Origin of the sequence: Lysobacter sp. TAB13 (genome assembly GCF_052113885.1) — a bacterium.
GTDB classification, from domain to species: domain Bacteria; phylum Pseudomonadota; class Gammaproteobacteria; order Xanthomonadales; family Xanthomonadaceae; genus Lysobacter; species Lysobacter gummosus.
The window spans coordinates 140,534-165,230 of record NZ_JBFRDR010000002.1; the positions used below are offsets into that span (position 1 = coordinate 140,534).

The window sequence follows — 24,697 nt, forward strand, 5'->3', positions numbered from 1 at the left end:
ATTCGGCTCAAGCGATTTCAGCGCCGCCGCGCGCGGCCCTTGTCGATCGGCCCGGTGGACTGGCGCAGCTGCAGCTCGTAGCCGGCGGTGATCATCTGGCCGCCGTCGGGCGCCTTGATCCGCTTGAACAATTCATTGGTCGCCAGCCGGCCCATTTCGCGGGTGGGCTGGCGCACCGTGGTCAGCGGCGGATAAATCTGCCGCGAGATCGGCGTGTCGTCGAAGCCGCACACCGACACGTCGCCGGGAATCGACAGGCCCATTTCGCTGGCGGTGCGGATGGTGCCGGCGGCCATGTCGTCGTTGGCGGCGAAGATCGCGGTCGGCGGGTTGTCCATGAGCAGCAGGCGCTGGGCGCAGATCGCGCCGGTGTCGTAGTGGAAGTCGCCTTCCACCACCAGTCCCGGATCGAACTCGATGCCGGCCGCGGCCAGGCCGTCGCGGTAACCGTTCAAGCGCCACTGGCTGGCGCCGTGTTCGGGATGGCCCTTGATGTGGGCGATACGCCGGTGCCCGAGCGAGACCAGGTGCGCCATCATTTCGCGCACCGCGCGTTCTTCGTCGAGCACCACGCCGATGCGCCCGCCGCGCAGCTTCGGCGAGATGTTGGCGTAGGGAATGCCGAGCTGGCCCAGGCGCTTCATCAGGCCGGGGTGGTCGGTGAGCGGCGGCGTCAGCACCAGGCCGTCGGCGCGCGAGTGCTGGATGATCTCGTCCACGTGGGCGAGGAACTTGCGCTCGCCGTAGGTGACCGGCGCCAGCATCAGGTTGTAGTGCTGGGCGATGCAGGCATCGAGCATGCCGGCCTGCACTTCCATCAGATAGTTGCTGGACGGGTTGTCGTACAGCAGCGCGACCAGGAACGAGCGCTGTCCGGCGAGGCTGCGCGCCGACGGATTGGGCCGGTATTGCAGCTTGCGCGCGGCGGCTTCCACGCGCTTGCGCGTGTCCTCGCTGACGTTGGGCTCTTGATTGAGCACGCGCGAGACGGTCTTCATCGACACGCCCGCCGCTTCCGCCACATCTTCGATGCGAACCCGCATAACCGGTCGTTTCCCTTGCTGCGCGTTACGCGTATTTTGCCAGAACGCGCGGCCAATACTCATCCATTTCGCCCGGCTTTCGCTATTTTCATGCGCAAGCCGCGCGTCGTTTTCAGGCCACCAGGAGCAGTGCATGAACGCAGAGCTTAGCGCACACGAGCGCGCAGCGATTCTTTCGATCCAATCGCGATATCCCCGGCGCCGGCGGCTGGTCTGCGCGCTGGCGCTGGCCCTGCTGCCCGGGCTGGCGGCGGCCGACGGGGCGCCGGCGGCCGCCGCGACCGTGGCCCCAGCGCATTGGGCCGCCCTGAAACCGCCGATCGCGCGCGACGCCCGCCTGGAAAAACGCATCGCCGATCTGCTGGCGAAGATGAGCGTGGAAGAGAAGGTCGGCCAGATCGTCCAGGCCGACATCAACAGCGCCACGCCCGAGGACGTGCGCAAATACCACATCGGCTCGGTGCTGGCCGGCGGCAATTCCGAGCCCGGCGGCATCTCCGAGCCGGGCGGAAACTACGCCGCGGCGCCGCAGGAATGGCTGGATGTGGCGGACAAATTCTATAAAGCCTCGATGGACGACAGCGACGGCAAGGTCGCCGTGCCGATCATCTTCGGCATCGACGCGGTGCACGGCCATAACAATCTGATCGGTGCGACCTTGTTCCCGCACAACATCGGCCTGGGCGCCACGCGCAATCCCGAGCTGATCCGGCGGATCGGCGCGGCGACCGCGGCCGAGGTGCGCACCACCGGCATGGAGTGGACCTTCGCGCCGACCCTGACGGTGCCGCGCGACGATCGCTGGGGCCGCACTTATGAGGGTTACTCCGAGGATCCGCGCGTGGTCGCCAGCTACGCCGCCGCCGCGATCGAGGGCCTGCAGGGCAAGATCGGGACCAAGCAGTTCCTCGACGGCAGTCATGTGATCGCCTCGGCCAAGCACTTCCTCGCCGACGGCGGCACCTTCGAAGGCCGCGACCAGGGCGATGCCAAAATCAGCGAACAGGAACTGCGCGACATCCACGGTGCCGGTTATCCGCCGGCGTTGAAGGCCGGCGCGCAGACGGTGATGGCCTCGTTCTCCAGCTGGCAAGGCCAGAAGATGCACGGCAACAAGGCCTTGCTGACCGGCGTGCTCAAGCAGCGCATGGGCTTCGACGGATTCGTGATCGGCGACTGGAACGCGCACGGCCAGGTGACCGGTTGCAGCAACGACAATTGCGCGGCTGCGTTCAACGCCGGCGTGGACATGCTGATGGCGCCCGACAGTTGGCGCGGTTACTACGACAACGCGCTCAAGCAGGTCAAAAGCGGCGAGATTTCGATGGCGCGCCTGGACGATGCGGTGACCCGCATCCTGCGGGTGAAGCTGCGTCTGGGCTTGTTCGAAGCCGGCGCGCCGTCGCAGCGGCCGCTCGGCGGCAAGTTCGAATTGCTCGGCAGCGCCGAGCATCGCGCGATCGCGCGCCAGGCCGTGCGCGAGTCGCTGGTGCTGTTGAAGAACGACAGCGGCGTGCTGCCGATCTCGCCCAAGGCGCGTGTGCTGGTGCTCGGCGAAGGCGCCGACAACCTGCCCAAGCAGTCCGGCGGCTGGACCTTGAACTGGCAGGGAACCGGGCTGAAAGCCAGCGATTTCCCGCATGCGCAGTCGATCTGGAGCGGACTGCGCGAGCAGATCCAGGCCGCCGGCGGACAGGCCGAACTGGCCGCGGACGGCAAGTACAAGACCAAGCCGGACGTGGCGATCTTCGTCTATGGCGAAGATCCTTACGCCGAATTCCAAGGCGATCTGCGCACGGTGACGTTCCGGCCGACGCGCAATCCCGAGCTGGAAACGATCAAGCGGCTCAAGGCCTACGGCATCCCGGTGGTGAGCGTATTCCTTTCCGGACGGCCGTTGTGGGTCAATCGCGAGATTAACGCCTCCGATGCCTTCGTCGCCGCGTGGCTGCCGGGTTCGGAAGGCGGCGGCATCGCCGATGTGTTGCTGCGCAATGGCGCCGGCGGCGTCGCTCACGACTTCAAGGGCAAGCTGTCGTATTCGTGGCCGCGCACGGCGGTGCAGATCGCCAATGTCGGCGACAAGGACTATTCGCCGCAGTTCGCCTTCGGTTACGGCTTGAGCTACGCCAAGCCGGGCAAGGTCGGCGCGCTCGCGGAAGATCCGGGCACGGCCGATATCGATCAGCGCGCGATGCAGTTCCTCGGCCGCGGCGCATTGCCGCGCGGCTGGAAGCTGCGCGTGGATTCGCAGGGCAAGCGCGCCGATGCGATCAAGCCGCCGCTGGCCACCGCCGACGGCGCGGTGGCGGTGTCGGCGGTCGATTACAAGGCGCAGGAAGACGCCTGGCGTATCGATTGGAAGGGCGATGCGCGCGTGGAATGGGTGGCCGATACGCCGATGGAGCTGGTGCGCGAAACCAACGGCGATGTGCAGCTGTTGATCACGCTCAAGGTCGATTCGGTCGGCGCCGGCGATACCAATCTGATCGCGGTGTGCACCGGCCCGAAGTGCGAAGCGAAGATGCCGCTCGGCGATATTTTGCGCGGCTTGCCGCGCGGGCAGTGGCAGCGCATCGGCATTCCGCTGAAGTGCGTGCGCGCGGCCGGCGCCGACATGGGCAAGCTGGAGGTTCCGTTCGGTTTGCAGGCGTCGAAGGGAACTTCGATCACGCTGCACGAAGTCGCCTACGGCACCGATGCCGAGCAGGTGGTGGATTGCAAGCGGCAGTGACGGCCGGCGTGCATTGAAGCGGTAGCCCGCGCCGCCGTTTCGGCGGCGCGAGGCGATCGCCCTTCTTCCGTTCGCGGGAGAAGGGCGATGGCGGAATTCCGCCGTCCAGCACAGCCATGGACAGTTTGTCCTGTGGCAGTTTGCCGCAGTCCCGCCGCGCGGCGGCGGGATTAGGATGCGGCGCATGAACGCAACGACTTTCTCCCGCGCCGCGATCAACGGGCATGCCGTGAGCGGTTTGATCGTGGACGACGACGCGGCCTACACCGCGACCTTGCAGCGCAGCCTGGCGCGACGCGGCATCGAGGCGCGCACCGCCGCCGGCGTGCGGCAGGCGCTGGATCTGGCGATGGCGCAGCCGCCTTCGTTCGCCTTGATCGACCTCAAGCTGGGCAGCGAGTCGGGGCTGCAGCTGATCCGGCCGCTGCGCGAGTTGCATGCGCAGATGCGGATCGTGCTGGTCACCGGTTACGCCAGCGTCGCCACCGCGGTGGATGCGATCAAGCGCGGCGCCGACGACTATCTGCCCAAGCCGGCCAGCGTGGCGGCGATCCTGGGCGCGTTGGGATTGGAATCGGCCGACGCGCCGGCCGTGGCGGAAGCGCCCGACACGATGACGCCGCTGCGGCGCTTGGAGTGGGAGCACATCCAGCAGGCGCTCAACGATACCGGCGGCAATATTTCCGCGACCGCGCGCTTGCTCGGCATGCATCGGCGGTCCTTGCAGCGCAAGCTCGGCAAGCGGCCGGGGCCGGAGCGCAGTTTGATCGGCTTATAGGTACGAAGGTTTTGTGGATAGAGCTTTGTGGGAGGGAGCTTTAGCCCCGATGCTTTTGGCTCCGATTGCCGGAATCCATCGCGAGCTGAGCCAAAAGCATCGGGGCTAAAGCTCCCTCCTACAGCAAAGCAAAAAGCTTGCTCAGGGCGCCGCGGCGCCCAGCGGCCGCACCGGGGCTTGCACAAGCTGCTCACTGCGCTTGCCCTGCCCATTGGCGAACACCAGCGTGATCGCGACCTGTTCGCCCGCGCTCAACGGCCGCTTCAGATCGATCAGCATGATGTGATAGCCGCCCGGCACCAGCGCGACGGCGCGGCCTTTCGGCAAGGCCAGCTCCGGAACCTGGCGCATGCGCATCATCTGCCCCTGCATCGCCATCTCGTGCACTTCGGTGGTCCGCGCCACCGACGAGCGCGCCGCGACCAGACGCAGGTCGCGCGCCGCGGTCAGGCGCATGAAGGCGCCAGTGGCTTGTTGCTGGGGCACGGTGGCGCGCACCCACGGCGCGTCCACCGTCACTTGCGCCGACACCGCGGCCGATGCGCTCAGCAATACCGCGGCCGCGAGCGCGGCGAGGGAATGGATCGAAGTCATGCCGGCCTCACAGGATCTGGCGAATGTCATGGACGCAATCGGCCGCGCTTTGCTCGTGCCGCAACGCCATGCGCAGTGCGCCTTCGGCGTCGTAGACATAGCTCAAGGCCGAATGGTCGATGGTGTAGGTCGAACCGGTCGGCACCTTGGCGTAGACCACGCGGAAGGCCTTCGCGGTCGCGTCGATGGTTTGCGCGTCGGCGGTCAGGCCGAGAAAACTCGGATCGAAGGCCTGGGTGTAGGCCTGCAAGACCTTAGGCGTGTCGCGATCGGGGTCCAGGGTGATGAAGACCACCTGCAAGCGCTCGCCGTCGCGGCCGAGCAGTTTGCGGATCTGCACGGCGCGGGTCAGCGCGGTCGGGCATACGTCGGGGCACAGGGTGAAGCCGAAGAACAACAGCACGATCTTGCCGCGGAAATCGGCCAGCGTGCGCGCCCGGCCTTGCGGATCGAACAGGCGGAAATCGTGGCCGAAACCGCTGCGATGGCTCAGGTCGATGCCGTGCAGCGACAACGGCGCGGCGCGGCCGCAGGCCGACAGCAGCGTCGCCGCGCCCAGGCCGGCGAGCAGGCGACGGCGCGTGCGGTCATGCCGATGAGCGAGGACGGACGTAATGCGGTGATCGCGCACGATTCACCTCGAAGATGCGGAAGACCGCATTGCAGCACCGTCGTTGCGGGCGCGGATGTGGCCCAGTGTCGCAGGCGCCGGTGCGCTATCGCCGCGGGCTTACAAGTCGCGAACCACCCAACCGCTGGGATGCGGCGAGGCGTCGGTATCGAGCGCGGCCTGCGCCACCGCATCGGGCGATTTGCCCGCGCGCCAGGCCGCGGCGATCGCCGCCAGCCGCTCGCGGGTGGCGCGGGTGTAGGCGCCTTCGAGTTCGTTCTGCGCATCGGAGGCGAGCTTCTGCGGATACAGCGTGCGCGCGTCTTCGCTGCGGTTGAGCAGAGCGATCAGCCGCGACAGCGCGGTGCGGAAGGTGTCCGCGCCCAGCGCGGTGCGCTGGGTGCGCTGCAGATGCCACACGGTCAGGTATTCGACCGGCCCGAGCAGGCGCCGCGGCGTGGCGCCGAAGAAATGCCCGGACAAGGCGCTGACCGCGACCGGGCCGGTGGAATCGGGCAGGCGGGTGGCGCCCCAGGAGCTCAAGGCGCCGCCGGGCAGGTCCATGCGCCGCAACGCGGTGCCGAAGGTGTCCGCGAGCAGGCGCTGGGCGCGGGCGTCGTCGCTTTCGGCGACCACGCCGAGCAGGCGGATGAACAAGGGATAGCGTTCCTCGCCGAGCCGGCGCACGACCCGCTTGAGCACCGTCAGCCGGTACTCGGGGTCGCTGTGCGCGGCCAGGGCCGAAATCAGCCGGTCGGCGGCGGCGCGCAAGGCTTCGGGAGAGGGAACGGCGTCGGTCACGGCGCAACGCAGGCGGGCAGTGGGGAGATCGGTAGCCTAGCCCAGCGGGCGTTCGCGCGGCGATGCGGACGGCGGCGGCCGCGACGGGGCCGGCAGGAGGCGATCGGGAAGGATGCGTCGCGGATCGGTCGGTCCGGGCGCGGGGGCGCCGGGAAAACTCAGACGGTGAACGAGTCCATCACCGCGTCGGCGCCGCGATCGGCGGCGGCGGACAGGTCCAGCGCGCCCAGTTCGTGCTCCAGGCGGCTGTCGCCGGCCAGCAGGCGCTCGCCGGAGGGCACGCCGTGCCAGGCATCGGCGTTGAGGACGTCTTCGCCGGCATCGACCGCGGGCGGGGCGTAGGCCGGAACGGCCTCGGAGACCGCGTTGGCGTGCTGGATCGGGTCTTGCGCGGCCGGTTCGCGACTGCGCAGGCTCTCGAGCGCAGCCTGGCTGTCTAAGCCGGTGCGGTCGATGCGCGAGTCGGGGCCGATGGTGCTCATGCGGGGCGGTTGTCGGGTGAAGTCGGGGGGATGGGCGAAATGTAGCGCCCGGGGGGGAAAGGGCCAACTCGGGGTGACCCTAGGTGGGTTCCGGCCCGTTCATTCGTCGCCGGCCGCGGCGGGCGCGCAAGCGGGTCCGGCGTCAGTGTACGGGTGCCCAGGGGTTCACGGTTCGGGCCGGGCCGGCCGCTTCGGGCGATGGCGCGTGGATTGCTGACACCCGCCACTACCGCGTCGTGGGGCCCATGCTAGCCTCCTCGTCCTCTCGCAGAGGGCCGCGCATGTCGAAGGACCAGGGCGCCGACAAGACCGAGCCGCCTACCCAGAAAAAGATCCGCGACGCGCGCAAGGAAGGCAACGTCGCCAAGAGCAAGGAGCTGACCAGCACCGTGCTGGTGCTCGGCTGGGTGGTGTGCGGCTGGCTGATGCTCGACTTCATGCGCATGAAGCTGATCCGCCTGTTCGAAACCAGCCTGGGCGCGATCAACCAGCCCTTCGGCGATGCGCTGCGCGAAGTCGGCGCGGCCGCGTTCGATGCGCTGCTGTGGCTGTCGCTGCCGTTGCTGGCGATGGCGGTGTTTCTGGGCGTGGTGATCGAATTCCTGCAGGTCGGGCCGATCCTGAGCCTGGGCAAGGTCAAGCCCAGCCTGGACAAGATGAATCCCGCCGAGGGCATCAAGAAGATGTTCTCGGTGGACAACCTGGTCGAGCTGGTCAAGTCGGTGATCAAGAGCGGCGCGCTGATCGGCATCGGCGTGTTCGTGATCTACAAGATGCTGGCCCAGCTGATGCTGCTGCCGTACGCGCCGCCGGAGGCGATGGGCGCGGGCATCTGGCATGGCCTGGTGCGGATCGTGATCTGGACGATCTTCGTGTTCTTCTTCGTCTCGGCGATCGACGTGTGGTACCAGAAGTTCTCCTACACCAAGCAGTTGCGGATGAGCCGGCGCGACATCCAGCAGGAGGTCAAGGAGAGCGAGGGCGACCCGCACGTGAAGAGCCGGCGCCGGCAGTTGCATCAGGAGTGGTCGCAGCAGAACATGCTCAATGCCGTCCGCCAATCCAATGTCGTCGTGACCAACCCCACCCACATCGCCATCGCGCTGCAGTACGAGCACGGCACCACCGATTTGCCGGTGGTGGTGGCCAAGGGCGAGGGCTACATGGCCGAGCAGATCAAGCGCGCCGCGGTCGAGGCCGGGGTGCCGATCCTGCAGAACATCGAACTGGCGCGCGGGCTGCACGAGCATGTGGCGCTGGACGATTACATCGGCAGCGAGTTCTTCGAAGCGGTGGCCGAGGTGTTGCATTGGGCCGAGGGTGTGCGCCGTCTGCGCGAGGGCGACACCAGCGAGATGGAGCTGCCGCCGCCGGTTGAATGAGCGCCGGCGTGGCCAAAGCCGCGAAGCTTCCCGCTCTACCCATCCTCCCCGAAGTATTCCCCCCTTTGAAAAAGGGGGGGCAGGGGGGATTTGCTTTTGCTCGCGAACAGCCAAAGCAAAAGCAAATCCCCCGCGTCCGCTTCGCGGTCGTCCGCCCCCTTTTTCAAAGGGGGCAACAGCAATAGCGCCGCCGAGGTCTGAGACGACTCAGCCGCCAAACACCCGATGCAACGCCTGCAGCAGACTGCGGTTCCCACCCAACCGATCGAGCACGATCTCCACGTACACACCCAGCATCAGCAGAATGATCCAGGTCGCCAGCCACGCCTTGATCGGCATGGTGATGGTGAACACGTTGAGCTGCGGCGCGAAGCGGTTGACCAGGCCGAACGACAGGTCGATCAGCAGCAGCACCACCATCACCGGCGCGGCCATCACCAGCAGCGCGGTCATCAGATAACTGAACTGGCCGACGTACAACTCCATGCCCGAGGCATGCAGGTTCGGGAAGAACGACACCACCGGCCACATCGCGTAGCTCGACAACAGCAAGTCCAGAAACACCAGGAACGCGCCGCTGGCCATGAACAGCCATGCCGCGAACTGCGACAGGAACGTGCCGTGCAGCGAGGCCTGATGGCCCTGGATCGGATCGAACACCTGCGCCAGCGTCATGCCGACCTGGGTGTCGACGACATTGCCGGCGGCGCTGATCGCCCAGAACACCATGCCGAAGCAGAAGCCGATCGACACGCCGATGAACAATTCTTTGAGAATGATCGGAGCGAAATTCAGCGCGCTGAGCTGATTGAGCGGCACGCCGTTCATCGCCACCGGAATGGCGATGATCGCCAGACTCACCATGAAACTGTTGCGCACCAGCGGCGGCATGTTCTCGCTGGTGATCAGCGGCAACATCATGAATGAGCCGATCACGCGCGGCAGCACCAGCCCCAGCGCGATCAGCACGTTGCCGTAGGAATCGATATTCATCGCGCGCCGCGGCCGGGCCGCGCGATGCGGGTGTCGCCGCCGCGCATCAGTGCCGGACCATGCCCGGGAAATCGATGAAGATGCGGTCGGCGAAGGTGTACAGGGTGCCGCCGATCATCGACGCGGTCACGAACAAGGTCACCACGATCACGGTGAATTTGATCGCGTAGGCGAAGGTCTGTTCCTGCAACTGGGTCGCGGCCTGGATGAAGGCCACGACCAGTCCGACCAGGGCGGCGGCGACCACCGGCGGGCCCGACAGCAGCAGCGTCAGCCACAACGCCTGTTTGGTCATTTCGAGCATGTCGCCCATAGATAAAAAGCCGGGAATGGGGAATGGGGAGTCGGGAATCGGAAGAGCGGGATTTCAGGCGGCGGGTGGGACGTCGGTAATGCGGCGAACGCCGCTTTTCCGATTCCCGATTCCCCATTCCCGATTCCCGTGGCAGCTACGCGCCATACGTCAGCACCAATCCATGCACCAGCTTGGCCCAGCCGCCGATCAGCACGAACAGCAGCAGCTTGAACGGCAGCGAGACCGTGGTCGGCGACAGCATCATCATGCCCAGCGACAACAGGATGTTGGACACCACCAGGTCGATGATCAGGAACGGCAGGAAGATCAGGAAGCCGATCTGGAACGCGGCGGTGAGTTCGCTGACGGTGAAGGCGGGGATGACGACGAGAAAGTCGTTGACGCTGATGTCACCGCGCGAGGCCGGCGGCAGCAGGCGCTGCGCGCTGCGCAGGAAGAACGCGCGCTCGGCGTCGCTGGAATGCTTGATCAGGAAGCCGCGCAGCGGTTCCTTGCCGGCGTCCATCAGCGCGAGCATGCGCGCGGCGTCCATCTTGCCGCCGCCTAGCAAGGCCGACGGCGCCGCGGGTTTCTTCGCGCCGGCGGCGGCCGCTGCGGCGTTGGCGTTGGCGCCCGCGGCCGGCGTCGCGGCGACCGAGGCGACCGCGACCGGTGCGGCGGTCACGGCGGTGTTGGCGGCGGCCGGCACCGTAGCAGCGGCGACGGGAGCCGCACCGGCAGGCGCGGTGCCCACGGGTGCCGTGCCGGCAGCAGGAACCGCGGCCGCGGTCCCAGGCGGCTGCCCCTGCGTCGCGGCGACCGTGGTGCCGTTCGCGCGCGCGTTGACCGCGTCGTGGGTTTCCAGGATCACCGGATACATCACGTAGATCGACAACACGATCGCCAGACCGTTGATGACCACGTTGGGCGGCACCTGCTGCAGGCCCAGCGCGTTACGCAACAGGCTCAGCACCACCACGATCTTGGTGAAGGAGGTGACCATCACCGCGACGAACGGCGCCAGCGCCAGGCTGACGACCGTCAGCAGCACCAGCGCCGGCGAGAACGAACTGAAATCCATGACTCAGCTCCAGGAGAGCAGGCGTACACCCAGCGTGTCGCCGACCGCGACGATCTCGCCGCGACCGGCGTCGCGGCCGTTGGCGCGGATCACCACGTTCGCGCCTTCCAGCCGCGAAGGCAGGGCGAACACGTAGCCGGGCTGGAAGCCGGACAGATCCTCGTAGCGGCATTCCAGCCGGCCCAGATCGAATTCCAGGCGGACCGGAACATCCGGGCCGGTGGCTTCGGCGGTGTCGGGGGCGGACTCGGTGTCGCTCATCGGGGAAGTCTCCTGATGCGTGGAAAGGGTCAAGGGCGGTCCGTCGATGCGCCAGCCGCCGGCGTCGGGCAGCAGCGGCCAGGCATAGCCGGGCACTTGCGCGCGCACCGGCGGCGGACGCTGGTAGTTGCCGATCACCAGCACGTCGCCGGGACGCAGCTGGCGCCATTGCGCGTAGCGCAGTTGCGGGCCGTCCCAGCGCAGCGCGATCGGGATCGGCAGGTCGGACCAGTCGCGATAGCCGTCGCTGTCGTCGCCGTGCGGGCGTTCGAAAATTTCCGCGCGCTGCAGCAGGCGGTCGACCCAGCCCGGCGGAATGCGCAGATTGCCGCGCACGCGCGGCTGGCCGCCGGCGTCGGCGATGGTGAAGGCCAGCCACAGCCCGTCCAGGTCGGCCTTGGTCAGCGCCTGCAGGCTTTGCAGCGAAGTGTTGCCGTCGTCCACCACCGGAATCAGGGCGATGTCGATCGCCTGGCTCAGGCGCATCAGTTGCGATTCGTGGGCCAGGCTCCAGGCCAGCACGCGCGAGCGGCCCTGGTAGTCGCTCCAGTGCAGGCCGGTGTCGTGATCCAGCGACAGGCCGCTGTCGAGCTGCAGCTTGACCCGCGCGCCGTCGCCTTCCAGCGTGACCAGTTCGCCGTCGATCGGCGAGGCCTGGGCGAAGCTGAGCCAGCCGCCTTCGCGCAGCGGCCAGCGCTGCGCCGCGCCGAACAGGGCGCACATGGCCTGCGCCTGCCACAGCGGCAACGAGGCCACGCGGCCGCGGATCGAGGTGCCTTCCAGGGGCGGCGGCGCGGCCGCGGCCGCTTGCGCCGGCGCGCTGTCTTCGCTGCTCATGCTGTGCGGCTCACCCATGGCCGAGGGCCACCTTCATCAGTTCGGGCAGCGAGCGTACTCCGAGTTTGTTCATCATGTTCGATCGATGCAGTTCCACGGTCTTGACGCTGATGCCGAGCACGTCGGCGATGATTTTGTTCGGCTTGCTCGCCACCACCAAGTCCATGACTTGACGTTCGCGCGGGCTGAGCCGGGCCAGGCGGTCGTCGCCGGCCTCGCTGCCGGCGTGGTTGCGCGCATTGGCGATGGCGGCCCGGATCGCGTCGATCAGGGCGTCGTCGCTGAAAGGTTTTTCCAGGAAGTTGGCCGCGCCCTTGCGCATGGCCTCCACCGCCAGCGGCACGTCGCCGTGCGCGGTCACGAACACCAGCGGCAGGGCGATGCCGCGCCGGCGCAGTTCTTCCTGCAATTGCAGTCCGCTCATCAGCGGCATGCGGATGTCGGAGACGATGCACGGCGCCGCGCCGCCATGGCGCTCGCCGGCGTAGGCCTGCAGGAACGCCGGTCCCGAGGCATAGGCCTGCACTTCGAACCCGGCCGTTTCCAGCAGCCACGCGGTGGATTCGCGGAAGCCGTCGTTGTCGTCCACCAGGTAGATGCGTGCTTCGGTCATGCGGCCTCACTCCCGGCATAGCGATGCGCGCATACGCGCACGGGTCCTTGCGTGAACCTTTACGGTGAAAGCGAAAAGCGTATGGAGCGGGGCGCGCGCGGACCTCGCCCGGTCGCGCGCCAGCCGCACGGTATAACCCGGCGGGCGGGGGCGGCGATGCTGACCTTTGTCATCTCGCGATGCCCAGGCCCGGCCGGACGGCGCCCGCGCGCCGCTCAAGTGCGCGCCTCATAACGCGGCAGGGTGAAGCCGAATACGCTGCCGCCGCCTTCGCGCGGCTCGAAGAACAGCCGGCCCTCGTGGTATTCGATGATCGAGCGGCAGATCGCCAGGCCGATGCCCAGGCCGTCGGTCTTGGTGGTGAAGAACGGCGAGAACAGTTGATCCTGCTCGGCCGGGCTCAGGCCGGCGCCGCGGTCGGATACGCGCACTTCGATCTGATCGTCCAGGTTCATGCGCGCGTCGATGCGCAGCTCGCGCCGCGCGGTCGGGATTTCGCGCATGGCCTCGATCGCGTTCTTGACCAGGTTCAGCAGCACCTGCTCGACCATCACCCGGTCGGCGAACACCGGCGCCAGGTTGGCCGGCAGGCCCAGGTCGATCCGCAATTGCAGGCGCTCGGCCTCCAGGCGCAGCAGTTCCAGCACGGTTTCGGCGATCTTGCTCAGCTGGTGGGCGTCGCGCCGCGGTTCGCGCGCGCGCACGAACTCGCGCACCCGCGAGATCACCGCGGCGGCGTGTTCGGCCTGGGTGCGCGCGGCCTGCAGCGCGCGTTCGACCTGCACTGGACCGCCGGCCTGCTCGACCAGACGCAGACTGCCGTTCAGATAATTCATGATCGCCGCGAGCGGCTGATTGAGTTCGTGCGCCAATGTCGCGGCCATTTCGCCGACCGACATCAGGCGCGAGGTGAACAAGAGTTTTTCCTGGCGGGTCTTGTGTGAGTCCAGGGTCTCGATGCGCTCGCTGATGTCCACCGCTGTCAGCACATCGACCGGTGCGCCGTCGTGTTCGGCGCGGCCCCAGTGCAATGCGTACCAGCGGCCGCTGTGCGGGGCGCGCACTTCGCGCGGACGCTCGCCGGCGCCGGCTTCGCCCTGCAGGCGCGCCAGCAGCGCGTCGCGTTCGCTGTGCTCGGGCAGTTCGCCGAATTCTTCCGCAAAGCGCGCGTTGCCGCCGCGCAGAACGCCGTCGTCGTCGAACATCGCGCAGGCGAACGGCACCGCGCCGAGCAGGCCGGCCGATTGCGGCTGCGCGTCGCGCGCCGGCGCGCCTTGCGGGTGGGCGGTGGATTTCGCGGAGGCCATGCTTACATCAATGCCATGCGGGCCGGCCCGCCGACGTGAAGCCGGCGGCGAGGCGGGGCGATGCCTGAAAGCGGCCGCGTACTGCTACGGTATGTCGCCTCCGCGCGGCCGCAGATGCTCCCGGCGCCCGTTCCGTTCCGACCCTGCGTATCGCACTGACTCGCCATGCCGACCCTGTCCCTGCTGCGTTTTCTCGTTCGCTGTTGCGCCCTGGCCGCCTGCGCGCCCCTGGCTGCGCTGGCTGCCGCCGCGACCTCCGCCGCGCCTGTCGCGGCGAAGGCTCCGGCCGCGTCGCCGCCGTCGTTGTTCTTCGAACTGGTCGCGATCCTGCTGCCGGTGGTAGTGGTCCTGGGCGGCCTGGTCGCGGTGCTGTTGTATTTGCGCAAGCGTCACGGCCTGACCGCGCGCGATGCGCCGCTGTCGATCCTGCAGATCCTGCCGGTGGGTCCGCGCGAACGCATCGTGGTGCTGCGCACGCGCAGCGGACGGGCGTTGGCGGTCGGCGTCGGCGGGCAGTCGCTGAATCTCATCGCCGAACTCGATCCGGCGGACATCGCGTCGGCCGAACCGGCGCCGCGGGCGCCCGCGCCCGGCGCGGCCGATACGACGGTTTCAACGGCAACTTCTTCCACGTCTGTCGCAGCCTCCCCCACGGAGCGCGAATCGTGAGCGTTTCACGCTTACGTTAGTCGAATGCGATGACGCAATTGCGCACAAGTTCACAAAAACAATGATGAATGCGCGCGAATGTTATGCGGTGGAATGCAGACAATAGTGATTGTGCAGATGTGGCATAAGAACGTTGTTGTTCATACAACGGGTGACAATTAGCACTTAGTATCGGCCGTCCGAACCGGCATCGTGTTTGAGGACAGCGCCATGCGTGGGTGCTCAGGGGTACGTGGCAGAGCAGTGACTGCTTTCAGCGTTCGAGACAGCGCAATCCATCACAAGATCGCAGCCTGCGGCGGATACCCGCGGGACGGCGCGGTCGCCTCTGCGCGTACGCTCGCCGCCGCGAAGTCCCCCGACGGGACGTCAATTTCCAGGGTCCGGGGCTGACCGAATGCGTGCATTGCTGAGTTCCTTGATGGCCGCTTCGCCCGGCACGACCCCGCGTCGGCGCGCCGGCTACAGCGATCTGGTCCTGGCCGTCGCCGCGGTCACCATCATCGGCGTGATGATCCTGCCGCTGCCGCTGGCGATCATCGACACCCTGGTCGCGGTCAACATCGCCATCGGCTTCGGCCTGCTGCTGATCTCGCTGTATATCCCGACGCCGGTGGCGTTCTCCAGTTTCCCCAGCGTGCTGCTGCTGACCACCTTGTTCCGGCTGGCGCTGTCGATCGCCATCACCCGCTCGATTCTGCTCGAAGCCAACGGCGGTCACATCGTTGAAACATTCGGCAGCATGGTCGCCGGCGGCAACCTCGTGGTCGGCTTCGTGGTGTTCCTGATCATCACCGTGGTCCAGTTCATCGTCATCGCCAAGGGCGCCGAGCGCGTGGCCGAAGTCGCCGCGCGCTTCACCCTGGACGCGATGCCCGGCAAGCAGCTGTCGATCGACTCGGACCTGCGCGCGGGCATGCTCGACAAGGACGAGGCCAAGCGCAAACGCCGCCTGCTGGAAGTCGAGAGCCAACTGCACGGCAGCCTCGACGGCGCGATGAAGTTCGTGAAGGGCGACGCCATCGCCGGCATCGTCATCATCATCATCAACCTGCTCGGCGGCCTGGCCATCGGCGTGCTGCAGAAGGGCATGCCGCTGGCGGACGCGACCCACACCTACAGCATCCTGACCATCGGCGACGGCCTGGTTTCGCAGATTCCGGCGATCCTGGCGACCATCGCCGCGGGCCTGGTGGTGACCCGCACCGCCGGCGACGAAGACGATCGCCACCTGGGCGAATCGATCACCCGCCAGGTCACCGGCCAGCCGCGCGTGCTGCTGATCACCGGCATCCTGGCGTTCCTGCTGATCTTCGTGCCGGGCTTTCCGAAGCTGGTGTTCCTGATGCTGTCGATGGTGCTGCTGGGCTTCGCCGCCTGGCGCTACCGTCACGGCTCGGTGATGCTGCGCCGCGCCTTCCGGGTGCCCGAGGGCGAGCGCGGGGTCGATGAAAAAATCATCAACGAAGACGAGATCGCGCCGCCGGCGGCGCTGCAGCTGGAATTGTCGCCGTCGCTGGCGGCGGTGTTCGGCGAGCAGCTCACGCGCGAACGCATGATCGATGTCGCGCGCCGTCTGCGCGAGGAATACGGCGTGCCGTTGCCGGTGCCGGTGCTCAAGCTGGCCGCGGACCTGGACAGCGGCGACGGCCTGGGCGGTTATCGCCTGACCGCGTTCGGCGCGCGCATCGCTTTCGGCCGGCTGTCGCCGAACGCGCAGTTCCGCCCGGCGCGCCTGGGCGACGCCAACGCGCCCAAGCTGCCCGGATTCTTTCCGCCGCTGGCCGGCGAGTGGACCGGTCAGGCCGGCGCCGGCATCCGCGACGCGCTGGGCACGGTGGTCGAACATTGCCGCGCCGCGCTGGAGCGGCGCATGGGCAGCTTCATCGGCATCCAGGAAACCTCCAACCTGTTCGGGCGCATGCAGCGCGACTATCCGGACCTGGTCAAGGAAATGCTGCGCGTGGTCGCGCCGCAGCGCGTGGCCGACGTGCTGCGCCGGCTGGTCGAGGAAGGCGTGCCGATCCGCAATCTGCGCGACGCTTTCGAAGCCATCACCGACGTCGGCGGGCGCGAGAAAGACGTGGTGCTGCTGACCGAATACGTGCGCGTGGCGCTCAAGCGCGAAATCGCCGATCGCTACGCCGACAGCGAACGCACTATGCAGGTATTGCTGATTCATCCTGAATTGGAAGACCGCCTGCGCCAGTCGGTGCGGGTGGCGGGCGGCGCGACCCAGCTGGCGATCTCGCCGGAATTGGCCGGCCGTCTCGGCGCGGAAGTGCGTTCGCACCTGTCGCGCCAAGCTGAAGGCGTTAAGCCGGTGCTGCTGTGTTCACTGGATGTTCGCCGTCATTTGCGCAAGCTGCTGGAGATCGACTTCTTCGAACTGCCGGTGTTGTCCTACCAGGAACTCGCACCCGATCTGCGCATCGTGCAGGCAGGCCAGGTCAACGCCTGAGGAGCCCAGACGAATGAACCGACAACTTCGCAAATCTCGCCCCATTCATCGGCCGATTGGCCCGCGCGTATCGCGCGTCCCGACCGTACACGCCGTCCTTCGCGACGGCGCCTGACAGGAGTTCGCCATGTCCTCCATCGACGAAAACCCGAACAATCCCGGCGAGGTAACCGCCGCCGCCGAGACCAAGCCCGAATCGCGCAACGAGATCCGGGTGTCGCCGGCGATCAGCGTGTTGCGCATCGTCTCGGGCCTGCACACCGGCGGCAACCGGCCGCTGTCGGCGCAGGAAACCGTGCTGATCGGCAGCAGCGGCGATTGCGACATCGTCCTGTCCGATCCCGGCGTCGCGCCGCGCCACGCATTTCTCACCCGCATGGGCGGCACCGTGTCGCTGCGCGCGCTCGACGCGCCGCTGCTGATCGACGGACAGAACCTCAATCCCGGCGACCCGGCCGAGCTCACCGCGATGCAGCGCGTGGATCTGGGCAGCGCCTCGTTCGCGGTCGGTTCGGCCGACGATCCGGGCTGGGCGACGATGCTGCCGAACTTGGGCGAAGTGGCCAAGGCGCCGAAATCGGCGATGCGCCATCTGCCTTTGATCGCCGGTCTGGCGGCGCTGTCGCTGGTGTCGGTGGCGATTGCCGCGGCGGTGATGCCCGGTTTCGAAAAAGAACCCACGCCGACCGAAGTGGTCCAGCCGCTGATCAAGGAATTCCAGATCGCCGGCGGCCGCCTGGTCGAGAACGAAGACGGTAGCCTGGTGCTGTCGGGCACGGTCAAGGACGCCTCGGTCCGCGAAATGATCCGCAAGCGCCTGGCGACCGATCAAGTAGACGCGCGCCTGGACCTGCGCACCGGCGACGACATCGCCGCCGACGTGCGCGAAGTGCTGCGCAGCCAGGGCCTGAGCACCCAGACCAAGTACCTGGGCAACGGCGATGTCGAAGTCACCGGCCGCTTCGCGGACGAAAACGTGTTCAAGCGCGCGGTCGCTTCGCGCGCGATGCAGGACGTCAACGGCGTGCGCCGGGTGATTCCGCGCAACCTGTCGGAAGAGACCCACGTCGCCGGCCCGACCGTGGCCGCGCCGGAAGCGCCGAGCAAGCCGGCGGTGACTGAGCCGACCCGGATCGTGCAGATCGTGCGCGGGCCCAATCCGCATGTGATCGACATCGACGGCGTCGAATACGCGGTCGGCGATGTCATGCCCGACGGCCGCAGCCTGATCGCGATCGGCGACAAGGCCTGGGCGCTGAACAAGCTCACCGGCCTGACCGAGCAGCTCAAGGCCCAGCCGCTGACCGCGGCGGAGCTGGCGATCGCCAACGGCACCGCGCCGGCGGCCGATCCGGCCGCGGCCGGCGCGACCGCGACGACGACAACCACACCGGCCGCAGCCGCGGCCACCCCGGCGACGCCGGCAGGCAAATCCGCGACGCCGGCCGCCGTGCCGGCCGGCGCGACCAGTCCGGGCGCGGCGCCGACGGCCTCGGTGCCGGCCGCCAAGCCCGCGGCCAAGCCGGCCGCCTCACCCACCGTCGCCGAGGCGTCCGCGCGTCCCGGCAACCGTCAGTGAACAGGGCACCCCCGGGTTAGCACTAGCTGGTTTCACCACTGCATCACCGATTAAATCCAACATCGGCACCATGCATCTGTAATTCGCCATACGTAAGCGTATGTATCCCGTAGTCAGTTTTGTGCCATCCGTTGTTCCACGCCATTCAGCGGCCTCGCCGCAACGAGCAGGAGAGACGTCATGAGTACCCCAGTCAATGCAGGCGGCACCGCCGGCCTGGTCAGCAGCTTCATCGCTGATGTGAACAAGAACGACGCTATCGGCAACGGCAAGAGCTCGCGTGCCGGCGGCAGCAGCGCAGGCGGCGGAATTTCCGGCGCGGGCGGTGGCGGCGGCGGTGGTGGCGCCAGCTGGTACGAAGCGATGGCGAAGGCATGGGGATCCACCATGGACGCCCAGGCTTCGCGCATCACCGAGCTGTCGGGTTCCATCGGCGGCGGCAACGATCAGCCTTCGAGCATGATCGCGCTGACCTCCGAGAGCCTGCGCATGCAGTTCATCTCCAACAGCGCTTCGACCTCGATCAACAGCGTCGCCCAGGGCATCGAGAAGCTGGCGTCGAAGGCCTGACCGGTCTGGCGCGGCCCGACGTCCGCCGCCTTGCGCCGTTGCGGCATCCGGATCGGTCGATCCGGATGCCCACGGGGCGGCGGCCAGCGTCGCGACGCGGCCGATCGCGCGGCAGTTCGTCGATAGCGCATTCGATGTTTTTTGTTTTCGTTCGGACCTAACGTTTCAAGGAGACCAGGGCCATGATCGAAGCCATCCAAGTCGCGGCCGAAGCCGCGCAGCCGGCCGCCGCATCGCCGGCGCAGTCGCCGCAGGCCTCTGCTTACGACATCCGCGAGTTCGCGGCCGCGTTCGATCGCGGCGCTGCGCCCGCCGGTGGCGCGCAGAACGCGGGCGGTGCCGGCCAGGTCGCGCAGACCGCTCCGGCCGAGCAATCGCAGGGCACCCGCGCGGTGCTGGCGGCGCTCGACAACCTCGACGGCGGCGCCGACAAGATCGGTGCGGCCAGCCAGAGCATTTCCGCCAACGCCGCCGAGCTGACGCCGGGCGAGATGATCCAGATGACCATGCGCTGCCATCAGTTCATGTTCACCTCGACGCTCACCTCCAACGTCGCCAATCGCACCTCGGACGGCATCCAGCAGTTGTTCCGGCAGCAGTCGTAACAAGCAAGGCACATCACACCACGGGGGATGCATGGGTAGGGCGTCAGGCTTCAATGCGGTAAGAGTCATGGCGGCCCTGCTGGCCTGCCTGCTGATCGTCGGCTGCACGCGCACACCGCTGTACAGCCAACTCGACGAGCAGCAGGCCAACGAACTGATGGCGGCCCTGCTGGATGCGGGCATTCCAGCGGAAAAAGACCCCTCGCCGAGCAAGACCGGCTGGGAGGTCATGGTCAACCGCGGCGATATCCCGTATGCGATGCAGGTGCTGACCTCGCGCGGCTTGCCGCGCGCGCAGTACCGCTCGCTCGGCGATGTGTTCAAGAAGGAAGGCTTCGCCTCTTCCGCGCTGGAAGAGAAGGCGCGCTATCTGTACGGCCTGTCGCAGGAGCTGTCGCGCACGCTGACCCGCATCGACGGCGTGGTCGAGGCGCGCGTGCACATCGCCCTGCCCGATCGCGATCCGCTCGGCGGCAACGTGCAGGATTCCTCCGCCTCGGTGCTGATCTTCGAACGCCCGGGCCAGAGCCTGCGCGATCGCGAGACCGACATCAAAGTCTTCGTCAAGGACAGCGTCGAAGGCCTGGACGACGTCAACAAGGTCACGGTGAAGTTCTTCACCGTCGTCGCGCCGCCGAAGGTGCATCAGGCCGGCGGACCGCTCAACGCGGTGATCGGCTCGATCGACCTGAGCGCGGTGATCATCGGCGCGGTGGTGCTGGTGCTGCTGGCGATCGTCGCGTTCTTCTTCGGCCGCCTGCGCGCGCGCTTCGCACCGGCGCCGCAACCGCAGCCGTCCAACGCGCGTAGCGGGGTCTGGAACGGATGAGCACGGCGGCGGCGCTGCGGACGATCCTCACCGAGGTCGATCCGAGCTGGCACGGGACCGGTAACGACCGGATCGCTCCCGAGCTGCTCGCCGCTGCCCGCGACAGCGCCATCGGCCGGCGCATGCTGGCGCGCTGGCTCGCCGCCAACGACGCGCCGGCCCTGCTGGCGCCGCAACCGGGCGCAGGATTCGGCGCCGCCGCGTTGCGCTGGCCGCGCGCGCGCATGGCGCGTCTGGTGCGCGACCTGGGCGCGCTGGCCTACGCGCCGGCGATCCGCGCCGAAGTGCGCCGCGAGCCGGTGCGCCGGTTGAAAGTGGCGCTGGACAATTCCTATCTGCTCGCGCTCGACAGTCTGGTCTGGGACGGCAAGGTCCAGGCCAACCTGGGCGCGCAGCTGGCGGCCGAGATCGATCAGGCGCTGCGCGCTGGCGACGATCAGCCGCTGTTCGATCTGCTCGACCGCCGCGGCCGCGCCGAACTGCGGCTGTGGGCCGAACGCCGCGATCCCGGCCTGGCCGACTGGTCGCGCCTGCTGTTGCCGCGCGAGCTGCACGACAACGCGCCGGCCTTGTTCGCGCACCTGCCGCCGGACGTCGTCGAGCGGCTGCATATCCATCACGGCGCGCGACCACTGACGGCCTGACCGCCGCCGCCTCGCCCGCTTTTCCACGGCACGCTCTGACAACGGAATCCCCATGCCCGCCGACCCGCTCCGTTCCGACTATCCGTCCGCCGCCGCCCTCGCGGCCGTGGGTGCGTCGGTGAGCGGCGCCGCCGAGCCCGGCGCGCGCCGCGACCTGGGCCGCGCCGGCGGCACGGTCGCGGTGTTCGAGCGCAAGCAGTTCGACCGCGCGCTCGCCGGCACCGTGGTGCCGGCCAAGCAGTGGAACGCGGTCGCCGAACTCGACCAGATGCTGGCCCGGGTCAACGAGCTCTACGCGCTGGCCGGCGATGAGATCAAGCAAGCGCGCGAAGCCGGCTACGCGGCCGGATTCGCCGAAGGCCTGGCGCGCGCGCAGCAACAGATGGCGCAGCAGCTGGCCGACCTCAACGAACGCCGCGCGCGCGTGCTCGCCGACGCCGGCAGCCGCGTGACCGAACTGGCCTGCGCGATCGTCGCGCGGATCTCGCCGGAATTCGATGCGCGCAGCGTGGTGCCGCCGCTGGTGATGCAGGCGGTGGAATCGGCGCAGGCTGAGCAATTCCTGCTGATCCGCGTGCACCCCAGCGTGCGCGAGGACGTCGCCAAGGGCCTGGGCCTGGTGCGCCAGGCGCATCCGGTGGTCGGCGTGATCGAACTGGTGGACGACGAAAGCCTGGACCGGCTCAGCTGCGTGGTGGTGTCGGAAGTCGGCGAAGTGCGCGCCGGCGTCGCCCAGCAGATCGAAGCGATCCGCATCGCCCTGTCGGGCGCCGAATACGGCGCGGAGCACGGCGAATGAACGCTCGCGCGCTCGCGCCAAGGTGCGAGTGCCGCGCGCGCGGAGGCGGGCGATGAGCAACCTGCAGCGCACCATCCTGCAACCGGTGCCCGCGCCGGCGCAGCAAGATCCGCTGCTGACCGCGCTGGCGCGCGTGCCCAGCGTGGTGCGCGTGGGCAAGGTCGCGGAAGCCTACGGCACGATGATCCGCGCCACCGGCCTGAAGGCGATGATCGGCGAGCTGTGCGAGCTGCGTAACCCGCGCGACCGCGGTTTCCGCCTGATGGCCGAAGTGGTCGGCGTGTCGCGCCAGCACACCCTGCTGACGCCGCTGGGCGCGCTCGACGGCCTGTCGCACGACACCGAAGTCATCGCCACCGGCCGCCAGGCCTCGGTGCGCGCCGGCGACGGTTTGCTCGGCCGCATTCTCGACGCCAACGGCGATGCCATCGACGGCCGCGGCTCGTTCGGCCCGACCGTGCAGATTCCGATCTACGCCGCCTCGCCCAATCCGCTGGCGCGCACGCTCATCGACCGGCCGTTCGCGACCGGCGTGCGCGCGATCGACACGGTGATGACCGCCGGCGTCGGCCAGCGCCTGGGCATCTTCGCCGTCGCCGGCGGCGGCAAGAGCACCTTGCTCGGCATGCTCGCGCGCGGCGGCGACGCCGACGTCAACGTGATCGCCCTGGTCGGCGAGCGCGGCCGCGAAGTCAACGAATTCATCCACGACAATCTGGGCGAAGAAGGCCTGAAGAAGTCGATCATCGTGGTCGCCACCTCCGACCGGCCCGCGCTCGAGCGCAGCCGCGCGGCCTGGGTGGCCACCGCCATCTCCGAGTATTTCCGCGATCGCGGCAAGCGGGTGATGCTGCTGGTGGACTCGGTGACGCGGTTCGCCCGCGCCTTGCGCGATGTCGGCCTGGCGATCGGCGAACCGCCGGCGCGGCGCGGTTTTCCGCCGTCGGTGTTCAGCGCCATGCCGCGTTTGTTCGAGCGCGCCGGCAACAACGACAAGGGCAGCATCACCGCGTTCTACACGGTGCTGATGGAAGGCGAGGACGGCGACGATCCGGTCGCCGAGGAAGTGCGCTCGATTCTCGACGGCCACATCGTGCTGTCGCGCAAGCTCGCCGCCGCCTATCACTACCCGGCCATCGACGTGCTGACCAGCTTGAGCCGGACCATGCCGCGGGTGGCCGACGAAGGCCATCAGCGCGCCGCCGGCCAACTGCGCAAGTACCTGGCCAAGCATCAGGACATCGAACTGCTGCTGCAGCTGGGCGAATACAAGCGCGGCAGCGACGCCGAGGCCGATATCGCCATCGAGAAGATCGAGCCGATCCGCAAGTTGCTGAAGCAGTCGGCCAACGATCTGGCCGACTACAAACAATCCATCGACGCTCTGCGCAGGTTGTTCGGATGAAACGCTATCCGTTGCATACATTGCTGCAGCTGCGCGCGCACCGGGTCGAGACCGCGCGCATGGTGGTGCTGGAACGCCAGCGCCAGGTGCAGGAGCGGCGCGATGCCTGCACCGCGATCGAGGGCGAAATCACTTCCCTGCAGCATGAGCGCGCCGACCAGCGCCTGCGCCTGCTCGACCCGCCGCCGCCGGGCGTGTCCTGGCCGATGGCGATGTCGCAGCGCGAAGCGCATATCGACCATCTGGCCGAACTGGTGGTGGCCGCGCGCCAGCGCCTGGCCGACGCGCAAGGCAAGCTGCGCGAAGCCGAAGCGGCGCTGGACGAATCGCGCAAAGCCTTCTTCCGCGCCAAGGCGCGGCTGGACGCACTGGAAAAACGTAAGGACGTGTGGCGCAAGGAACAAAACGCGATCACCCAGCGCCGCGAGGAAGCCCTGTCCGCCGATCTGCTGCTGGCCGCGCGCCAGAACTCCAGCAACAACGGCAATTTCTGACCGAGGTCGCCATGAGCACGATACGCAACAGCTCCTCGAACCATGAATCGGCCAAGCGCACCGAAGCGGCGCAAGAGGCGAGCAAGACCCAGCGCCAGGACGGGCCGCGTCAGCCGCCGGCGGCCGAGACGGTGGATCAGTTCCGCTCGCTGATGCAGCAGCGTCAGGCGCTCGGCCAGAAGCCCGGCCTGGACGGCCAGGTCGGCGGCGAAGCCGAAGGCGAGGGCCAGCAATCGCTGCTCAAGGATCTGGTCGGCGACAAGGGCCAGGCCCGGCGCGGCGACGAGCGCGAGGCGAGCGCGGACGAAACCCGCAACCAGGCCGCGACCGATCAGGCGCGCCAGCAGGTCGCCGAGCGCAAGAACCGCGACGAGACCCGCCACACCGTCGGATTCGACCGCCCCGACAACAACCAGCAGCCGACCTCGGAAGCCTCCGCGATGTGGCAGGCGCAGTTGGCCATGCGCGCCGACAACGCCGCTCCGGCCGCGCCGATGCAACCCAATTCCAACGCGGCCGCGTTCGCCGACCTGATCGAGCGCCACGTGCGCCAGCTCGCGGTCAGCGACGGCGGCGCCGGCGGCGAGAAAGGCCAGGTGCTGTTGCGGCTGTCGGATCAGACCCTGCCCGGCACCGATCTGCTGTTGACCAAGACCGCCGAAGGCTGGCAGCTGCGCGCCGATTCGCGTTCGCGCTCCAGCTATGACGCGATCCGCGAAGCCGGCCCGGAACTGATGCGCCGCTTCGCCTCGCGCAACCTGGGCCAGCTCAGCATCGATCCGCATTTCCACGACTGACCGCCCCGCCTTCGCCGCCGGCCCGGTTCTGCCC

Annotated in this window: 25 protein-coding genes; 14 read left to right on the top strand and 11 right to left on the bottom strand. The window is 68.1% G+C overall.

Annotation, left to right across the window (positions count from 1 at the left end; genetic code table 11):
- Nucleotides 1-17: 17 nt before the first annotated feature.
- Nucleotides 18-1,043 carry a LacI family DNA-binding transcriptional regulator gene (locus AB4Y92_RS03380; protein WP_057941196.1) on the bottom strand — a complete coding sequence of 342 codons (1,026 nt, stop codon included), beginning with the start codon at nt 1,041-1,043 and terminating at the stop codon, nt 18-20.
- A 133-nt stretch (nt 1,044-1,176) separates the two neighbouring features.
- Here AB4Y92_RS03380 and AB4Y92_RS03385 point away from each other — a divergent pair, with 133 nt between their 5' ends.
- Nucleotides 1,177-3,777: a glycoside hydrolase family 3 N-terminal domain-containing protein gene (locus tag AB4Y92_RS03385; protein ID WP_441818368.1), complete on the top strand. Its 2,601-nt coding sequence runs from the start codon at nt 1,177-1,179 to the stop codon at nt 3,775-3,777.
- 184 nt (nt 3,778-3,961) lie between these two features.
- Nucleotides 3,962-4,555: a response regulator transcription factor gene (locus AB4Y92_RS03390; RefSeq protein WP_441818369.1), complete on the top strand. Its 594-nt coding sequence runs from the start codon at nt 3,962-3,964 to the stop codon at nt 4,553-4,555.
- Between the two features lie 141 nt (nt 4,556-4,696).
- Here the strand turns inward: AB4Y92_RS03390 and AB4Y92_RS03395 are convergent, their stop codons facing one another.
- The 4 genes from AB4Y92_RS03395 to AB4Y92_RS03410 form a co-directional block, all read right to left on the bottom strand.
- A complete protein-coding gene (locus AB4Y92_RS03395; protein WP_441818370.1) occupies nt 4,697-5,149 on the bottom strand; it encodes a copper chaperone PCu(A)C in 453 nt (150 codons plus the stop codon).
- Nucleotides 5,150-5,156: 7 nt separating this feature from the next.
- The gene (locus AB4Y92_RS03400; protein ID WP_441818371.1) at nt 5,157-5,780 is read right to left on the bottom strand and encodes an SCO family protein; all 624 of its coding nucleotides are present in this window, start codon (nt 5,778-5,780) and stop codon (nt 5,157-5,159) included.
- A 99-nt stretch (nt 5,781-5,879) separates the two neighbouring features.
- A complete protein-coding gene (locus AB4Y92_RS03405; RefSeq protein ID WP_441818372.1) occupies nt 5,880-6,560 on the bottom strand; it encodes a hypothetical protein in 681 nt (226 codons plus the stop codon).
- Nucleotides 6,561-6,718: 158 nt separating this feature from the next.
- The gene (locus AB4Y92_RS03410; RefSeq protein ID WP_441818373.1) at nt 6,719-7,042 is read right to left on the bottom strand and encodes a hypothetical protein; all 324 of its coding nucleotides are present in this window, start codon (nt 7,040-7,042) and stop codon (nt 6,719-6,721) included.
- Between the two features lie 281 nt (nt 7,043-7,323).
- Between AB4Y92_RS03410 and sctU the strand changes: the two genes are divergently transcribed.
- Complete coding sequence (sctU, locus tag AB4Y92_RS03415) at nt 7,324-8,424, top strand: type III secretion system export apparatus subunit SctU (protein ID WP_057941200.1); 1,101 nt, start codon at nt 7,324-7,326, stop codon at nt 8,422-8,424.
- A gap of 207 nt (nt 8,425-8,631) precedes the next feature.
- On the opposite strand, the gene sctT is transcribed toward sctU, so the two are convergent.
- The 6 genes from sctT to AB4Y92_RS03445 all read right to left on the bottom strand — a co-directional run bounded on the left by sctT (nt 8,632) and on the right by AB4Y92_RS03445 (nt 13,811).
- Nucleotides 8,632-9,417, bottom strand: coding sequence for a type III secretion system export apparatus subunit SctT (gene sctT, locus AB4Y92_RS03420; RefSeq protein WP_057941202.1), 786 nt, complete (start codon nt 9,415-9,417; stop codon nt 8,632-8,634).
- 46 nt (nt 9,418-9,463) lie between these two features.
- The gene (gene sctS / locus AB4Y92_RS03425; protein WP_057941203.1) at nt 9,464-9,730 is read right to left on the bottom strand and encodes a type III secretion system export apparatus subunit SctS; all 267 of its coding nucleotides are present in this window, start codon (nt 9,728-9,730) and stop codon (nt 9,464-9,466) included.
- 136 nt (nt 9,731-9,866) lie between these two features.
- Nucleotides 9,867-10,793: a hypothetical protein gene (locus AB4Y92_RS03430; protein ID WP_441818374.1), complete on the bottom strand. Its 927-nt coding sequence runs from the start codon at nt 10,791-10,793 to the stop codon at nt 9,867-9,869.
- A gap of 3 nt (nt 10,794-10,796) precedes the next feature.
- Entirely contained in the window at nt 10,797-11,909 is a 1,113-nt protein-coding gene (sctQ, locus tag AB4Y92_RS03435) for a type III secretion system cytoplasmic ring protein SctQ (protein WP_441818375.1), read from the bottom strand.
- Nucleotides 11,902-12,504 carry a response regulator transcription factor gene (locus AB4Y92_RS03440; RefSeq protein ID WP_441818376.1) on the bottom strand — a complete coding sequence of 201 codons (603 nt, stop codon included), beginning with the start codon at nt 12,502-12,504 and terminating at the stop codon, nt 11,902-11,904. The genes sctQ and AB4Y92_RS03440 overlap by 8 nt, the downstream gene beginning before the upstream one ends.
- Nucleotides 12,505-12,719: 215 nt before the next feature.
- On the bottom strand, nt 12,720-13,811 hold the full coding sequence (locus tag AB4Y92_RS03445) for a sensor histidine kinase (RefSeq protein WP_441818377.1): 1,092 nt from the start codon (nt 13,809-13,811) through the stop codon (nt 12,720-12,722).
- A gap of 165 nt (nt 13,812-13,976) precedes the next feature.
- On the opposite strand from AB4Y92_RS03445, the gene AB4Y92_RS03450 reads away from it, so the two are divergent.
- From AB4Y92_RS03450 to AB4Y92_RS03500, 11 genes are all read left to right on the top strand, one after another.
- Nucleotides 13,977-14,480 (top strand): flagellar biosynthetic protein FliO, encoded by a 504-nt coding sequence (locus tag AB4Y92_RS03450; RefSeq protein WP_441818378.1) that lies wholly within the window; start codon nt 13,977-13,979, stop codon nt 14,478-14,480.
- A 397-nt stretch (nt 14,481-14,877) separates the two neighbouring features.
- A complete protein-coding gene (locus AB4Y92_RS03455) occupies nt 14,878-16,941 on the top strand; it encodes an FHIPEP family type III secretion protein (RefSeq protein WP_441818379.1) in 2,064 nt (687 codons plus the stop codon).
- 127 nt (nt 16,942-17,068) lie between these two features.
- Nucleotides 17,069-18,520, top strand: a complete 1,452-nt coding sequence (locus AB4Y92_RS03460) for an FHA domain-containing protein (protein ID WP_441818380.1) — start codon at nt 17,069-17,071, stop codon at nt 18,518-18,520.
- A 180-nt stretch (nt 18,521-18,700) separates the two neighbouring features.
- Entirely contained in the window at nt 18,701-19,090 is a 390-nt protein-coding gene (locus AB4Y92_RS03465; RefSeq protein ID WP_441818381.1) for a hypothetical protein, read from the top strand.
- A 182-nt stretch (nt 19,091-19,272) separates the two neighbouring features.
- A complete protein-coding gene (locus AB4Y92_RS03470; RefSeq protein ID WP_441818382.1) occupies nt 19,273-19,695 on the top strand; it encodes a hypothetical protein in 423 nt (140 codons plus the stop codon).
- A gap of 67 nt (nt 19,696-19,762) precedes the next feature.
- On the top strand, nt 19,763-20,524 hold the full coding sequence (gene sctJ, locus AB4Y92_RS03475) for a type III secretion system inner membrane ring lipoprotein SctJ (protein ID WP_441818383.1): 762 nt from the start codon (nt 19,763-19,765) through the stop codon (nt 20,522-20,524).
- A complete protein-coding gene (locus AB4Y92_RS03480; protein WP_441818384.1) occupies nt 20,521-21,168 on the top strand; it encodes a hypothetical protein in 648 nt (215 codons plus the stop codon). The genes sctJ and AB4Y92_RS03480 overlap by 4 nt, the downstream gene beginning before the upstream one ends.
- 52 nt (nt 21,169-21,220) lie before the next feature.
- Nucleotides 21,221-21,967, top strand: a complete 747-nt coding sequence (locus tag AB4Y92_RS03485; protein WP_215059541.1) for a FliH/SctL family protein — start codon at nt 21,221-21,223, stop codon at nt 21,965-21,967.
- A gap of 52 nt (nt 21,968-22,019) precedes the next feature.
- On the top strand, nt 22,020-23,372 hold the full coding sequence (locus AB4Y92_RS03490; protein ID WP_441818385.1) for a FliI/YscN family ATPase: 1,353 nt from the start codon (nt 22,020-22,022) through the stop codon (nt 23,370-23,372).
- Nucleotides 23,369-23,866, top strand: coding sequence for a hypothetical protein (locus AB4Y92_RS03495; protein ID WP_441818386.1), 498 nt, complete (start codon nt 23,369-23,371; stop codon nt 23,864-23,866). The genes AB4Y92_RS03490 and AB4Y92_RS03495 overlap by 4 nt, the downstream gene beginning before the upstream one ends.
- An 11-nt stretch (nt 23,867-23,877) precedes the next feature.
- Nucleotides 23,878-24,663: a hypothetical protein gene (locus AB4Y92_RS03500; RefSeq protein ID WP_441818387.1), complete on the top strand. Its 786-nt coding sequence runs from the start codon at nt 23,878-23,880 to the stop codon at nt 24,661-24,663.
- The last annotated feature ends 34 nt before the right edge of the window (nt 24,664-24,697 follow it).